12 protein-coding genes and 1 pseudogene are annotated in these 14,231 nt (G+C 42.0%); 9 read left to right on the top strand and 4 right to left on the bottom strand.

Translation table 11 applies throughout. The annotated features are described in order from the left end of the window. Window positions 1-176 precede the first annotated feature (176 nt). The 9 genes from NSTCB13_RS27275 (at window position 177) to NSTCB13_RS27235 (ending at window position 7,819) form a co-directional block, all read left to right on the top strand. Entirely contained in the window at window positions 177-782 is a 606-nt protein-coding gene (locus NSTCB13_RS27275) for an alpha/beta hydrolase (RefSeq protein WP_448270119.1), read from the top strand. Window positions 783-937: 155 nt separating this feature from the next. Continuing rightward, window positions 938-1,150 (top strand): protein IsiD, encoded by a 213-nt coding sequence (gene isiD, locus NSTCB13_RS27270; RefSeq protein WP_322698325.1) that lies wholly within the window; start codon window positions 938-940, stop codon window positions 1,148-1,150. A 94-nt stretch (window positions 1,151-1,244) separates the two neighbouring features. Beyond that, a complete protein-coding gene (gene coaBC / locus NSTCB13_RS27265; RefSeq protein WP_448274480.1) occupies window positions 1,245-2,483 on the top strand; it encodes a bifunctional phosphopantothenoylcysteine decarboxylase/phosphopantothenate--cysteine ligase CoaBC in 1,239 nt (412 codons plus the stop codon). A gap of 5 nt (window positions 2,484-2,488) precedes the next feature. Then, window positions 2,489-3,286: a lipoyl protein ligase domain-containing protein gene (locus NSTCB13_RS27260; protein ID WP_448274479.1), complete on the top strand. Its 798-nt coding sequence runs from the start codon at window positions 2,489-2,491 to the stop codon at window positions 3,284-3,286. Window positions 3,287-3,917: 631 nt separating this feature from the next. Next, on the top strand, window positions 3,918-4,274 hold the full coding sequence (locus tag NSTCB13_RS27255) for a hypothetical protein (protein ID WP_104900334.1): 357 nt from the start codon (window positions 3,918-3,920) through the stop codon (window positions 4,272-4,274). A gap of 103 nt (window positions 4,275-4,377) precedes the next feature. Next, window positions 4,378-5,400 (top strand): spore photoproduct lyase family protein, encoded by a 1,023-nt coding sequence (locus NSTCB13_RS27250; protein WP_445632163.1) that lies wholly within the window; start codon window positions 4,378-4,380, stop codon window positions 5,398-5,400. Window positions 5,401-5,531: 131 nt separating this feature from the next. After that, a complete protein-coding gene (locus NSTCB13_RS27245; RefSeq protein WP_448274478.1) occupies window positions 5,532-5,663 on the top strand; it encodes a hypothetical protein in 132 nt (43 codons plus the stop codon). Window positions 5,664-5,685: 22 nt separating this feature from the next. Continuing rightward, window positions 5,686-7,167, top strand: a complete 1,482-nt coding sequence (locus NSTCB13_RS27240; RefSeq protein WP_445632164.1) for a site-2 protease family protein — start codon at window positions 5,686-5,688, stop codon at window positions 7,165-7,167. A gap of 61 nt (window positions 7,168-7,228) precedes the next feature. Further along, on the top strand, window positions 7,229-7,819 hold the full coding sequence (locus tag NSTCB13_RS27235) for a hypothetical protein (RefSeq protein WP_448274477.1): 591 nt from the start codon (window positions 7,229-7,231) through the stop codon (window positions 7,817-7,819). 150 nt (window positions 7,820-7,969) lie between these two features. Here the strand turns inward: NSTCB13_RS27235 and NSTCB13_RS27230 are convergent, their stop codons facing one another. The 4 genes and pseudogenes from NSTCB13_RS27230 to nifH form a co-directional block, all read right to left on the bottom strand. Then, the gene (locus NSTCB13_RS27230) at window positions 7,970-9,229 is read right to left on the bottom strand and encodes a glycoside hydrolase family 10 protein (protein ID WP_448275026.1); all 1,260 of its coding nucleotides are present in this window, start codon (window positions 9,227-9,229) and stop codon (window positions 7,970-7,972) included. Between the two features lie 53 nt (window positions 9,230-9,282). Then, window positions 9,283-10,593, bottom strand: coding sequence for a nitrogenase iron-molybdenum cofactor biosynthesis protein NifN (gene nifN / locus NSTCB13_RS27225; protein WP_448274476.1), 1,311 nt, complete (start codon window positions 10,591-10,593; stop codon window positions 9,283-9,285). Then, entirely contained in the window at window positions 10,593-11,987 is a 1,395-nt protein-coding gene (gene nifE / locus NSTCB13_RS27220; protein WP_448274475.1) for a nitrogenase iron-molybdenum cofactor biosynthesis protein NifE, read from the bottom strand. Before nifE ends, nifN begins: the two co-directional genes overlap by 1 nt. Before the next feature lie 566 nt (window positions 11,988-12,553). Continuing rightward, window positions 12,554-13,520: pseudogene (gene nifH, locus NSTCB13_RS27215) on the bottom strand (nitrogenase iron protein). Window positions 13,521-14,231 lie beyond the last annotated feature (711 nt).

Genomic DNA, 14,231 nt, shown 5'->3' with positions numbered 1-14,231 from the left:
AAACTTTTCTTAGCAAAATCGGTGTGATTCGCATTTTTATTTATCATAAATTACCTTGACGGCGATCGCATTCTTTAGACAAGCAGCAAATGCCGTAAAATACTAAGTCTCCTTGAAGAGATAGGATCTATGTATAAAAGTAGAATTTTAGGAGCAAACCTCTGTCTTTACAAGCTATTACCGTTCCCACAGCGACTTCTCAACCCCCAGCAGGCTTAATTGTCACTTTGCATGGTTGGGGAGCCAATGCTCAGGATGTAGCATCTTTGTTACCCTTGCTCAACTTACCCGATTACCAGTTTGTATTGCCCAATGCACCTTATCCTTATCCCTATTCCCCGATAGGGAGGGCATGGTATGACCTGCGGGGGGAAAATATGTATCAAGGGTTGCCAGAAAGTCGGCAACTGCTAACGGATTTCTTGGAATCTTTAGAAAGTACCACTGGCATACCTTTGTCACGTACCATTTTGAGTGGATTTTCTCAAGGTGGAGCAATGACTTTAGATGTCGGCTCAAAATTACCCTTAGCAGGTTTAGTTGTCATGAGCGGGTATTTACATCCTGACGCACTAACGGCAGCTAAAAGTGCGATTCCGCCGACTTTAATCACTCACGGTAAATATGATGAAGTTGTTCCCCTGCAAGCTGCTTTGAAGGCACGAGAAACTCTAAAGTCTTTAGGAGTGGCGGTAGAATACCACGAATTTGATATGGGGCATGAAATAGATCCAAAAACGTTAGAAGTGCTACGAAATTTCGTTGTAAATACAATTGCTTAGTCAGGATTACGAATTTTTTATAAATTCTGGTACAAATTCTGACAATTTTCACGAACTTAATGACTTCTAATGAGTAATATATATTGGGTGGCTGCGAAAGAGCGCAACTTAACCCATGCTGAAGGCGAGTGCTGCATAAGGGAGGGGCAAGTATTATGACAACTCTAAGCATTTCCCAAAAAGAAATTGCTGCCATGAGTGCAGTGGAAGTAGAAAAACTAGCTACACGTCTGGAACTGGATAATTATAGTAATGCTTTTGAGGGTTTAAATGATTGGCATCTATTGCGAGCGATCGCATTTCAGCGTCCGGAGTTAGTTGAACCCTATATCTACCTCTTAGACTTGGAACCCTACGATGAAGCGTAACAATTTTGGATTTTAGATTTTAGATTGGGGTCAACTGGCTACAATCAGAGATTATCAGGGGTTAATGTATCACTTGCTTAATCCGAAAGTACCAATGCAATCTCCTTTAAATCCAAAATCCAAAATCCAAAATCTAAAATTGAACAGGGTTCTTATTGCTGTAGGTGGCGGTATCGCCGCCTACAAAATCTGTGAATTGGTTTCGACGCTGTTTAAAAGTGGGGTAGAGGTTCGAGTTATCCTCACCCGTTCGGCGCAAAAATTTATCACGCCTCTGACAATATCCACCTTATCTCGTCATCCCGCCTACACAGATGATGATTTCTGGCAATCAACTCACTCTCGTCCGTTACATATTGAGTTGGGTGAATGGGCAGATGTGATGGTAATTGCCCCTTTAACAGCTAATACATTAGCCAAATTAGCCTACGGGATGGCTGATAATTTACTCACAAATACTGTGCTGGCTTCTACTTGTCCCGTGCTGTTAGCACCGGCAATGAATACTGATATGTGGGAACAGCAATCGGTGCAACGGAATTGGCAACAGTTATTAATCGATAGCCGATATCATGGGATGAATACAGCATCAGGATTATTAGCGTGCGATCGCATCGGTGCTGGTAGATTAGCAGAACCTCCAGAAATATTCGCTCACATCCAATCGCTGTTACACACTCAAGGCAAACGAGATTTAGTTGATAAACGAGTCTTAATTAGTGCTGGGGGAACGCGAGAATTTCTTGACCCAGTGAGGTTTATTGGTAATCCTTCCACAGGTAAAATGGGATTAGCTTTAGCGCAAGCATCATTTCACCGAGGCGCAAACGTCACTCTGGTACATGGCCCAGCTAGTTGGGATGTACCATTGGGAGTACAAGCGATTCCCGTTGTTAGTGCCGCCCAAATGCAGCACGTGATGGTGGAATGTTTACCCAACGCTGATATCATTGTCATGTCAGCAGCCGTGGCCGATGTGAAGCCAAAAGATTATAGTACAGAAAAATTACCCAAGCGATCGCTCCCCCAAGCTTTACCCTTGGAACCCGTACCAGATATAGTCGCCCAATTAGCAAAACTCAAACAGCCGCATCAAAGATTAATTGGTTTTGCAGCACAAAGTGGAGATATTGTCAAGCCTGCATTAGAGAAATTACAGAATAAAAAACTCGATGTTATTGTTGCCAATCCCATCGATCGGCCGGATAGTGGTTTTGGTAGCGATAATAATCAAGCGATATTTTTAGATATACAAGGAAATCAAGTAGAAATTGCACCTTGTTCTAAATTAGAAATGGCGCATCAATTATTTGATTTTCTTTCTATAGTCTGAAACCTATGAGACAACTAGCAACCGAATCACCATCCACCTGGCGTTTCATCCCAATGCTTCAGACATCAGGGGGAGTGCAAATGGCGATCGATGCTTGGTTGTTCAACCAATGTGAAAACGGACAGCATCCGCCTACCCTGCGTTTTTATACCTGGTGTCCTTATGCTCTTTCCTTGGGACATCTGCAAAAACAATGGCCTGCCGAGTGGCATAATTTGATTTACCAAGGAAAGGCACTCGATCTAGTTCGTCGGCCAACGGGAGGTAGAGCTGTTCTCCACCAAGGAGACTTAAGCTACGCCCTGATTACCTCAGCGACTACTGGAAAAAGCTGGGGTACTTATGAAAAAATCTGTAACTTTTTGATCCAAGGCTGGCAAACCTTGAATATTGAGTTAAATTATGGTTCGGCTGGACGAGGTTACATTCACAATCCCAGTTGCTTCAACACAGCAACAGCAGCCGACTTAGTTACTGCCGATGGAAGTAAATTTATTGGTAGCGCCCAACGCAAGGGAAGAAATACAATTCTGCAACACGGCTCGATGATTTTATCTACAGACAAAGGTTTATTTCAAGAAATCTTTGAACAACCTGCTCCGTGGAATACCTCACTTTGCAATACACAGGAACAAGATGACTGGATTGCAAAGATTGTGGAGACATTGATAGAAACGGCAAAACAGTACTTTGGCATAGAACTAGTTAGCCAACCATTTACCGATCTCGAATGGCAAGATATCCTCAAATTGCGATCGCTTTATGAAGTGCGCTCGCCTATTCCCAAACTTGAGGTTATGTAAGAAACACGTAGAAAGCTAAAGTTTTTTTGGAGTAATCACACCTTTGAGAGCGATCGCAGATGAGGACATTGAATCTGAGCAAGATTAAACAATCCTGCCAGTTTAGAAAGAGGCTACTAATTTATTTACAATCAAACTCCCACAAAGATGACTGTTAGAATGTATCCCGACGCATTGGCATTGCAAGGGCACACATTAACAATGCGGCCGATGTATTATACCAATTGGAAAAAAGAATGCGACAAATAGACCATTTGTAGAGACGTGATTCATCGCGTCTTTACCCAAGGATATGTTGCAATTATTAATTGAATTGGTATTAGCATTGCAAGGGGACGCATTGCCATTACAAGGGATTACCAAATTTAATTCGCTACGAATTAATGAAATGCTGTACTTAACAAGCCAAGGTTAAGACTGCAACCTTAAACTTGAGTTTATTGAGCTTGCTAAAACCCAGAACAAGCCCGAAAGCTGGCAAAAATAGTGTGATTGACATAGAGATATCAAGCAGCAATTGGGAAAGGAAACTACTACCTTGAATTGAGTATAACCCGTATGCTCTATAGCTTCAAGTCACTTTTATAAATTTTACAATATAAGTAAGACATAAAAATAACGCTTCAATTATATGAAAATCCTCTCATCAGAACTAGTCCATTTAGGATTTGGCAAATATGTGCGTTCTGACCAAGTAACAGCAGTTATACCAATAGAAGAGGAGCGAGGCCCAGGGCGACGAACTTTTGTTCACGTTCAAGGGCAAAACGATCCCATTATCGCCTCTCGCGCTGAAGATACCATTGTGCGTGATTTAGTACAGGAACCACGCGAAGTTACTCAAGCCCGTCAGCAGCAGGAAATTCTTCAAGATTTATTGGTTAATTTGGCCAATGTTAATTCCACTGTGCGCCGAATTAACCGTGATGAAGGCAGTTTGGATCTCGATTTGTTAGAACGACGAATTAAGCAAGTCCTGGAAAATTAATTGCAGAAATCAGCAAACTAAACAACGGAGAAAGATATTGCTGAATACCATTACAGACCAAGTTTCAGTATCAGATACACAAACAAGATCGCCAAGGTTGTGGATACCTGAACGGGTACTGTTTACACCTGCTGCCCTAGATGAAGATTGGGGGCAGCAGATTCTTAAACGTGTGCAGTCACTCAACTTACCAATAGAAGAACTATCACAGAACCGCCTGAAGGGACTGCGCGGTGAATCTGAGCGGGATACTTACAATATCGCCAAGCGTACCTTAGCGGTGGTTACTGCACCCCCTAGTTCTTTTAAACTGAGTCCGATCCCACCTTCTGCGGATTGGCAGTTTCACCTTGCCGAAGGTTGTCCGGCTCATTGTCAATACTGCTACTTAGCAGGTAGCTTGTCGGGACCACCTGTCATCCGCGCTTTTGCCAACTTACCGCAGATATTAGAAAACTTAGCTAACTACGAGCAACAGGGTAAAACTACAAGTTTTGAAGTTAGCTGTTACACTGACCCATTGGGTATTGAGCATTTAACTGGAAGTCTTGCTGAATGTATCCGTCACTTTGGCACTCGTAGCAATGCGCATCTACGTTGGGTATCGAAGTTTGATGCTGTGGATGGATTACTCGATTTACCACACAATGGGCATACTCGCTGTCGAATGAGCGTTAATGCCGCACCGATTTCTGGTAAGTTTGAAGGTGGCACGGCATCCGTAGCATCCAGACTAAATGCATTGCGACGGTTGGCGCTACCACGAGAGCGTGGCGGTGGCGGTTATCCAGTAGGCTTGGTCATTGCGCCAATTATGCCGATAGACGATTGGCAGATGCACTATAGTCGTTTGTTTGACCAAATAAACGAGGCACTGGATTTTGATTGTAACCTTACCTTTGAGTTGATCTCGCATCGGTTCACACCTGGATCAAAAGAAGTGTTACAAACTTGGTATCCGCAATCAAAATTAGAAATGGATGAGGCAAAACGCAGTGTCAAGCGTAATAAGTTTGGTGGGACGAAATACGTTTATGAGAAGGACACAATGAAGACGTTGCGTAGCTTTTTTGAGAGTGAGATTAGTAGGCGCTTTCCAAATGCTGAAATTCTTTATTGGACTTAGAAGAATATTTCGCTCATATAGAGTTTGAGCAAATTAATTATTGCACGAGAGAGCGATTGATATATGATGCGATCGCTCTTTTTTCCGGTTGCTCAGGCACAAAGCGTGCTTAAAAATCTAGGACTAAAGTTTTGACTACGAACTTTTTTACCCCTGACCCTGGGTTTGGCTACGCCCACGCAAAGCGGGATAATTTGGGCAGACGACAGGCGGCGTTATACATTAATAAGTGTATCTGCAATACCGGACTTGTTCTGGCTTAGTCTCAATAGCAAAGGTTTGGAGATGTTTACTTTATCAGAAACTTCTATCCTGGCGGCAATCCTACTGGTAGCTTTAGGCATTTTGGGCTGGGGCTTTTATCGCGCCAGACCTTTTGGTAAACTGGGAATCTTAGCCTGGTTACAGTCGGTGGTGTTGATGACTCCCTGGCTCCTGTTTTTTGGATTGTTTGCCGCAGGGATTTACATCAATATAGCGGGTATATTGTTCTTAGTGGTCACATCCGCCGGATTGTACGTCTACTTGGGCAGACAGTTACGCCAAGCTGGGCAAGATGCCATCCTCAAGCAACGCGCCACAGAAAGACTCGCTGCTGCTTCCTCACTTGAAGCAAATTCCCCACAACCAAAAGTAGCAGAACTGAAACCAGAGATTCCGCCGATACCAGAAGAAGACTTGAATGCAGTTAAAGGTATTTTCGGTATCGATACATTTTTTGCTACAGAAACGATCGCCTACCAAGATGGAGCCATTTTTAAAGGCAATCTACGGGGAGAACCAGAAGAGACTCACAACCGTCTAACTGCAAGTTTACAACAACGCCTTGGCGATAAATATCGTCTGTTTTTAGTGGAAAATACAGACGGTAGACCTGTAGTGATTGTCCTACCGAGCCGTAACGATCCCCGGCCGATGTTGTTATCGCAAAAAGCCTTTGCAGGTGTTCTGTTGATAGCGACCATTGCTACAAGTTTAGAAGCTGCGGGATTACTGCTAAATTTTGATTTTTTTGCCAATCCAGGGCGGTTTCAAGAAGCTTTGCCCATAGGCGCGGGAATATTTGCGATTTTAGTAGCTCACGAAATTGGTCATTGGTTACTTGCCCAGCGTCACCAAATTCGCCTTAGCTGGCCCTTTTTTCTCCCCGCAGTGCAAATTGGTTCTTTTGGTGCAATTACCCGCTTTGAATCTCTGTTGCCCAACCGCAAGGTATTATTTGATATTGCCTTAGCAGGGCCAGCCGCAGGTGGTATTGTCTCTTTGTTAATGTTGGTGACGGGCTTGCTGCTTTCTCATCCAGGTAGTTTATTTCAATTGCCCAATCAGTTTTTCCAAGGGTCGATTTTGGTGGGAAGTTTGGCGCGAGTTGTCCTTGGTTCGGCGTTGCAGTCATCCCTGGTAAGCGTTCATCCCTTAGTAGTGATTGGTTGGTTGGGGTTAGTAATTAACGCTTTGAACTTAATGCCCGCAGGACAACTAGATGGTGGGCGGATTATTCAGGCGATTTATGGACGCAAAACCGCAGGACGAGCAACGATCGCAACTTTAATTTTACTAGCGCTAGTGTCTCTCGGTAATACTCTTGCCATGTATTGGGCGATCGTGATTTTCTTTTTGCAACGAGATCAAGAACGCCCCAGCTTAAATGAAATCACTGAACCTGATGATGCTAGAGCCGCTTTGGGTCTTTTGGCTCTATTCTTGATGATTACTACGCTTCTACCCCTGACTCCCGGCTTGGCTGGGCGTTTAGGAATAGGATAGTGGTGAGTTAAGAATACAGACGCGATTAATCGCGTCTGTACAGGAGTTAGAAGTGAAGTACATGCGATATTTAGAAAAGTTAAACCTGATTTGTAATTATAGTAATCAATTTATTTACCTTTATCTAAAATTATTATTTTTTAGTATTATTTCTCTAAACTTCCTTCTTGGTGGGTGTGAGAAAGAAGATGAAAATAAGGCGCAGCAAAAACAAATATCAAGACTGGAGAAAGAAGCAGAAAAAAATATTATATCTAAAGTTAAGACTCAAAATAACTACTTCTTAAAGCACAAAATTTTTTTTAAACATCCTGACGAACAAGCAACTAAGTATGGCTCATTTCCACCAATTTTTGGAACACAAAAATGCTATCGTTACTATACTCAAACAGATACTAAAGTTTTCTCTCAGACAAGTATTGATGCTGTTTATAGCTATGCCGTTCAAGAGGACTGCGGTGGTATGTTCGGCTTTGAAATTAGGTCGTATGTTGGAGCAGTCTTTGCTGTTTGCATGAATGGGGACAAGCAACTTAAAATGATAAGTATTGTCTGTCGAAACAAAGAAAGTTATGAGCTACCCTCTCAACCAGAATATATAAACAGTGTAGTAAAGTGCCCTGCCAACACAATACAAGTATTACCAATTTAACTAACTCTGAAATTAAAAAATAGAAATATTCTCCAATCAGTTGCTTTTTTACTAAAAAACTTAGTTCATTTCAAGATAAATTATTAAGTTCTTGTCAGTGAACCTTCACTGTAATTAAGTGATATGTTCACCGACAGCTTATGAAGAAAATTAACTGAATGGTTTCCAACCTGCTAGCAAATTCGGGTAAGCTGTTGGTGTGGGGAAAATTTTCTGGAAGGCAGTTTGACGCTCTTGAGGCTTTTCTTTGCTCATGTTCCAGAGGGTTTCATAGAAAAAGAAGGAGACTCCAGCAAAATTGCGATCGCGTACTTTTTGCACTTGTGTTTGAATCTGCTGGATTGGTATGGATCGGTTTTTCAAACCAGCCAAAATGCCTACACTGACTGGAATATGGCTCTTTGCCGCTTTCACTTCTGGATACTCTAATTCGCTGATAAAAACATTCAAATCATCCCGATATATTTGCAAAACTAAGTCTTCAACAATTCCCAGCCGTTCCCACTTCTGCCAGTCTGCTAAAAAGAAGTCGTAGGAAAGACGCTGAGGATTAGGAGCAACGGAAACCAGGCAATTTTTTTTAGTAGCTTTGATAGCTGTAAATACCCGTTTCATAAACTCGGTGATTTTGTTAGCTCTCCAGCGTACCCATTCTGGATCTTTGAAGTTTTTGGAGGGAGCTTTACCACTGTGTTCTTTTTTGTAAAGTGCCACTGTATAGGTATCGTATCCTAATTCTGATGGTAAGCCAAAATGGTCATCAAATTGAATACCATCGATATTGTAGTTTCTAACAATTTCAACGATTAAATCTTGAATAAATTGTTGTACTTCTGGACGAAAGGGATTTAGCCAAACGCGATTATGTGTCCCTTCTTTGACAATCCGAGTCCCATCGCTGCGACTAGTGAGCCATTGGGGACGATTTTTAGCTAATAGAGAATCCGCTGGTGCCATAAAGCCAAATTCAAACCAGGGAATCACTGTTAACCCTTTTTGATGTCCCACATCAACAATTTCTTTGAGGATATCTCGCCCTTGCAATCCGGGTGTGGGATCGAGCGATCGCCCAATAACTTTTTGGGCAACTTTGCTAGGATACAATGTATATCCCCAATTCCAAACCGCCGGATATACGGTGTTAAAATTGAGTTCATCAAGCCGTTGCAAAGATCCCTTGAGGCGATCGCGCTCAAATAACACATCACTATCAATATTTGTTAACCACACTCCCCTTAACTCAGATTTTGGCGTTGACGGCAGATTAATTTGAGCGTTCAAAGGGAACGACAAAATCAGCGTCGCGATCGCACTCAAGGTAAGCATAACGATAAACAAAAAAGACTTTCTACTCTGGCGAATATTCCACCAAGAAGAAAACTCAACACACCACTCTACAAACCTTTTCATCATTATTTAAAATGTCTGTGTCATTGAAGAAAACATTGGCATGATAAATAATATTAATGCTTAACCTTTGTTTCCTGCTCTAAAAACAGATTGCCAATATCAAATAAAAGTTGCATAGTACCTCGATAACCAACTTTGCAGAACTGACCACTATCTAAGCGGTCAAAAATCGGAATCCCTTGACGGTAGAGAGGAATTTTTAAGCGTTGAGCGATCGCCACTCCATGAGAGTTGGTAATTAGCAAATCAGATCCAACCGCCAGTTGCTCAAAGTCTTCCAAATCGCCGATAGTGATGCTTTTAATTGGAAGTTTTTCTAACAGAGGAAAGCGTGTTGTTGTCACTGCTGCGTAAATTTCAACTCCTAGCGATCGTAAAAAAGCAACTGTTGACCAAAGCAAATCAGGTTCTAGCGCCAAAGAAACTCGCTTGCACCCAAAGTAAAAGTGATTTTCCAACATCACATGTTGTAACTGACGGCGTTGACGGCGATATTTCTGTGGTACGCTGACACCACTAATATCCGCCAAAGCTTGCAGAAATTTATCTACTGCTGCTAGTCCCGTCAGTTCACCAAATACCTCATAAGGTATATTGAATCTTTGCTCCAAAATTTGTGCTGCACCCCGCATACTATCACCTAGTACCAAAGTGAATACAGAACTACCAATTGAGCGCAACTGTACTACATTTGTGCCATTAGCTGTTATGGCACTAGAAGAATCTTCTATATGACTATCTAGTACGCTAGAAAGATCGGGTACAACAATAGGTACAAGTCCAAAAGAGGTGACAATCTCTTTGATTTCTTGTACATCCCCTGGTGTGAAGGCAGAACTCGCCAAAATAGTGATTTGTGTGGGACAAGGGTCTTGTTTGAAGCCTTTTTGAGGAATTTCCCTGACTATACTCTCAACTGCACCAGCAAAGCCATCCTGTAATGTACCTTTGAAATCCGGTGTAGAGACAAGCACAATTGGTAAATAATCCAGTTCTGGATGACGGTGACGAATCTCCTTCACAAAACGCCCCATATCATCGCCTCTGGTTTCCACCAGCCCAGTGCTACAAAGACCAATAATTTCTGGTTTGGATCTCTGCACCAAAGTCAAGATTGCTTGTTCAACTCTTTCCTCGCCCCCCAAAATAGTTGCAACTTCGGTCATCGCTGTACTGGAAAGAGGAATTGTCTGACGGAAATGTTGTACTAATACTGCTTTAGTCAAAGCAGTACAGCCTTGAGAACCGTGTAATAAAGGCATGATTCCCTTCAACCCCAAAAAGGCTAAAACTGCACCCACAGTTTGGCTTTGCTTCAGGGGATTAACTGCAACAGATGTACTCGTAACGCTAATAATCGCCATCAAATTTTCTCCTCAGAAGAATTTTCTGCTGACCACGGGGCTGGCTGGTATACTTGCTCCCATACAGGGTTGTAAAAAGCGGCATACAGTTCTCGTGCTATTTCTAAAATTCCTATATAGCCCGCATAGGCATGATTGCGTTCAGTATTAATATCTAAGAATGGAATCCTAGCAGTGAGAGAGGTGTCTTGATGGCGTTTATCAGCAATTAACATATCAACGTGATTTTCGTTAATTATCTGTAGGATTTCTTCAGGACTATTTTGTTCTAAAATTATGCCATCTTGACCCAGCAAACTTTTGACTCTAATTTGATCCTCATCAGTATTATTCTTAGTCAGAATAGCAATAACTTCCATCCCCAATTTTTTAGCAGCAAAGATAATCAACCAACTCTTGAAACTTCCAATAGAAAGGATAATGCGCTTACCCTGTAATCGGGTAATATACAGAGCAAGTTTTTCATCTATTGCAGCAGTTTCTTCTACAATTAGCTTTTCTGTACGTTCCTGCAAATCAGGATTATCCAACTTTGCAGCAATATTCCTTAAACATTGATTGATTGACTCTATACCATAGATAGACTCTTCAATATAGGGAATGCCATATTTTTTCTCCATTCCTTTTGCCACGTTGATGAGTGCTTTGGAAGAGAGTATGACGTTAAGTTGGGCACGATGAGCGTAGCAAACTTCTTTGTACACAGCATCGCCTGTAATTTTTGCCAAAACTCTGATACCTAATTTCTCCAATAACGGTAGAACATTCCATATTGCACCTGCGATGTTATGTTCACCAATCAAGTTGATGTTGTATGGTGTACTAGTCTCTGGTTCAGATGTTCCAATAACGTGTTCTAGCAATGCTTCACCAGCAACACGATTGCCCAAATTTTGGTTCCCAATAAAGCCAGGACAATGTACAGGGATAGTAAGTATTCCTGTTTTCTCGGTGGCATCTTTGCAAACTCCTTCGATATCATCTCCAATCAAAGCGGTGATGCAAGTGGAGTAAACAAATACCGCCGATGGTTTGTAGCGTCTTGCTAATTCTAAAATGCCTTTGTACAGTTTTTTGGCTCCACCGAAGATGATATCGTTCTCATCGATATCGCTGGTAAAGCGTATTTTGTACAGCATCGAACCAGAAGAGAGACTGCTGTAACTTCCCCAAATACTGGCAGCACAGCCGCTTGGCCCGTGAACTACGTGAGCAGCATCGGTGATTGGTACTAGGGTAATCATTGCACTATCAAAAGCACAACTCCCTTGAGTAGTTCCAGGTTGGGGTAATTGTGTGGAGGACTTTTTTTTATGCAGTTTCTGCTGTTGACGAGTATCTTCAGAAGTGGAGTCACTGAGTGAATCGTTGATTTTTTCTGGGGTAGGATTCATTTGTTTGGTGACAATAGGTAGAAGTTATTAGGTGTTAAGTAAATTTTAAATTTTCATAAATTTTTAAGTTATTAACCGTGTATTTAAAATATGCAATAAAAGGGAATGATAAAGAGAATTTTACATCCCCTAAAACATAAACACCAACTAGGTTAGAGAAAGAGAAAACAAAAACACGAATTAGACTATTCAAGTATTAATGTTGCTGTGTAAACCTTGAGAAATTAGTGTTAGCACGGTGAAGTTGAAACAAACAAAATTTAAGATTGGCTATTCGATTACCTCCATTTTAAAAGATTTTTCAGGAGTGATGAGTGCTGAGTCCTGAGTAAGAAGTAATGAATAAGTAATATTAATGAATCTTCCTACTTTTAGCCGAGGCATTCGCTACTCAAAACTAATTTGATGCTTAGTCGGTCTAATTTTACTTTTTACTCAGCACGCACTAAACCTTAGCTATCCGCTAATGTTACTTAGCACTCAGAACTGTTTCGGTGAGAGGGTGGGCTATTTTTTGCCCACCTAATACTTACTTTGTATTTAGCACCGGAGTCTAAACAAGAACCTTACTTTTTCTCGCTACCGGAAACTATTTCTACATTGCCTTTTTTCAGTGCTTCTAAGGCTTCACCTTCAGCATCTTCTTGCTTCTTAACAGCATCGGCTTGGCTAATTAGTTTCGCAGCATTTTCTTCACTTTCAAGGATACCGAATTCAATCAACAAATCTTCTAGCTCATCCATTTCGATGGGTGTGGGAACGGCGAGATTTGTATTGTTGATAATCTTGTCTGCTAGTGTGCGATATTCATTAGCTTGGTTGCTGTCGGGTGCGTACTCGTTCACCGTCATCCGACGCAATTCGGCGTGTTGCACGATATTGTCACGGGGGACGAAGTGAATCATCTGAGTACTTAATCTAGCTGCAAGAGTGCTAATCAGTTCGTCTTCCCGGTCAGTTTTCCGGCTGTTACAAATTAGCCCACCCAAACGTACACCACCAGTGTGAGCATATTTGAGAACGCCACGAGCAATGTTGTTAGCTGCAAACATCGCCATCATTTCACCAGAAGTAACGATGTAGATTTCTTGGGCTTTACCTTCACGAATTGGCATCGCAAAACCACCGCATACAACGTCGCCCAAAACGTCGTAGGATACGAAGTCTACATCTGAGTAAGCGCCGTTTTCTTCAAGGAAGTTAATAGCGGTGATGATACCCCGGCCGGCGCAACCTACACCAGGTTCTGGCCCACCTGATTCTACGCATCTGATATCGCGGAAACCAGTGATTACCACTTCTTCGAGTTCGATATCTTCCACAGCACCCCGTTCAGCAGCTAAATGCAGCACGGTAGTTTGAGCTTTACAGTGCAAAATCAAACGAGTGGAGTCAGCTTTGGGGGTCACATCCGACAATCAAGATGCGTTTACCCACTTCTGCCATTGCAGCAAGGGTGTTTTGGGAAGTGGTAGATTTGCCAATACCACCTTTACCGTAAAAAGCAATTTGTCTAATTTTGTCGTCGGACATGATAATTTATCCTGCAATTGTTTGTTTGGTGGGTCTGTCAGTTGATGAGGCGTTGGCACAAAGTAGTGCTTACCAGAGTGCTGTCAAGTTACAGCAGTAACCTGATGTAGAACGTTGTTGGAGGTGCTCGTTCTACAGCAAAAAGAGTCTGTATCCAGAACATAATTAAGTTTTGGTCAGTTTTCATTGGCCACTAGTCATTGTTTTTTCTCACTAATGACTAGAGCGATAAGACATCACTCAAGGAATATTGCAAGTATTACCATCCACTCATCCAAATGATTTCTCTGACGGTAGTAATACCACGTGAGTTCGACAGACCTCTCCCGGACAGCCTGCCTCTCCTAAAAGGCGAACGCGAGTGCGTCTGGGTAAGGAGAGGGAGGAGTAACCAGTAAGGAGAGTTTTTGCTCCCCTCTCCTGGTAGGAGAGGGGCTGGGGGAGAGGTCAAAATAGCACTCGTCGAACTCACGTTAATACCAATTGGAAAAAAGAAAGCGACAAATAGACCATTTGTAGAGACGCGATTCATCGCGTCTTTACCCAAGGATGTATTGCTATAGATTCCAAACTGGAAACTCAAATTGAAATCCGAATTACGAATTGAGCATCATCAGTTGTTGTAATCTCCTGAAGGTTGCTCATACCTAAAGAGTGGTTGCAGCAGGATTTAAATTTACGCCAAGTTTTCCCTAAACCACACAACCAACC

This window comes from Nostoc sp. DSM 114160 (assembly GCF_053470305.1).
Note: the sequence above shows the minus strand (reverse complement) of the source record. Positions and strands in the feature narration are given on the sequence as shown.

Excerpts from the sequence above, each read along its gene's own strand:
- NSTCB13_RS27240 (WP_445632164.1), top strand. The coding sequence starts at position 5,686 with ATGTTTACTTTATCAGAAACTTCTATCCTGGCGGCAATCCTACTGGTA.
- nifN (WP_448274476.1), bottom strand. The coding sequence starts at position 10,593 with ATGGCGATTATTAGCGTTACGAGTACATCTGTTGCAGTTAATCCCCTG.
- coaBC (WP_448274480.1), top strand. The coding sequence starts at position 1,245 with ATGCAATCTCCTTTAAATCCAAAATCCAAAATCCAAAATCTAAAATTG.
- NSTCB13_RS27230 (WP_448275026.1), bottom strand. The coding sequence starts at position 9,229 with ATGAAAAGGTTTGTAGAGTGGTGTGTTGAGTTTTCTTCTTGGTGGAAT.
- NSTCB13_RS27255 (WP_104900334.1), top strand. The coding sequence starts at position 3,918 with ATGAAAATCCTCTCATCAGAACTAGTCCATTTAGGATTTGGCAAATAT.
- isiD (WP_322698325.1), top strand. The coding sequence starts at position 938 with ATGACAACTCTAAGCATTTCCCAAAAAGAAATTGCTGCCATGAGTGCA.
- NSTCB13_RS27235 (WP_448274477.1), top strand. The coding sequence starts at position 7,229 with ATGCGATATTTAGAAAAGTTAAACCTGATTTGTAATTATAGTAATCAA.
- NSTCB13_RS27260 (WP_448274479.1), top strand. The coding sequence starts at position 2,489 with ATGAGACAACTAGCAACCGAATCACCATCCACCTGGCGTTTCATCCCA.
- nifE (WP_448274475.1), bottom strand. The coding sequence starts at position 11,987 with ATGAATCCTACCCCAGAAAAAATCAACGATTCACTCAGTGACTCCACT.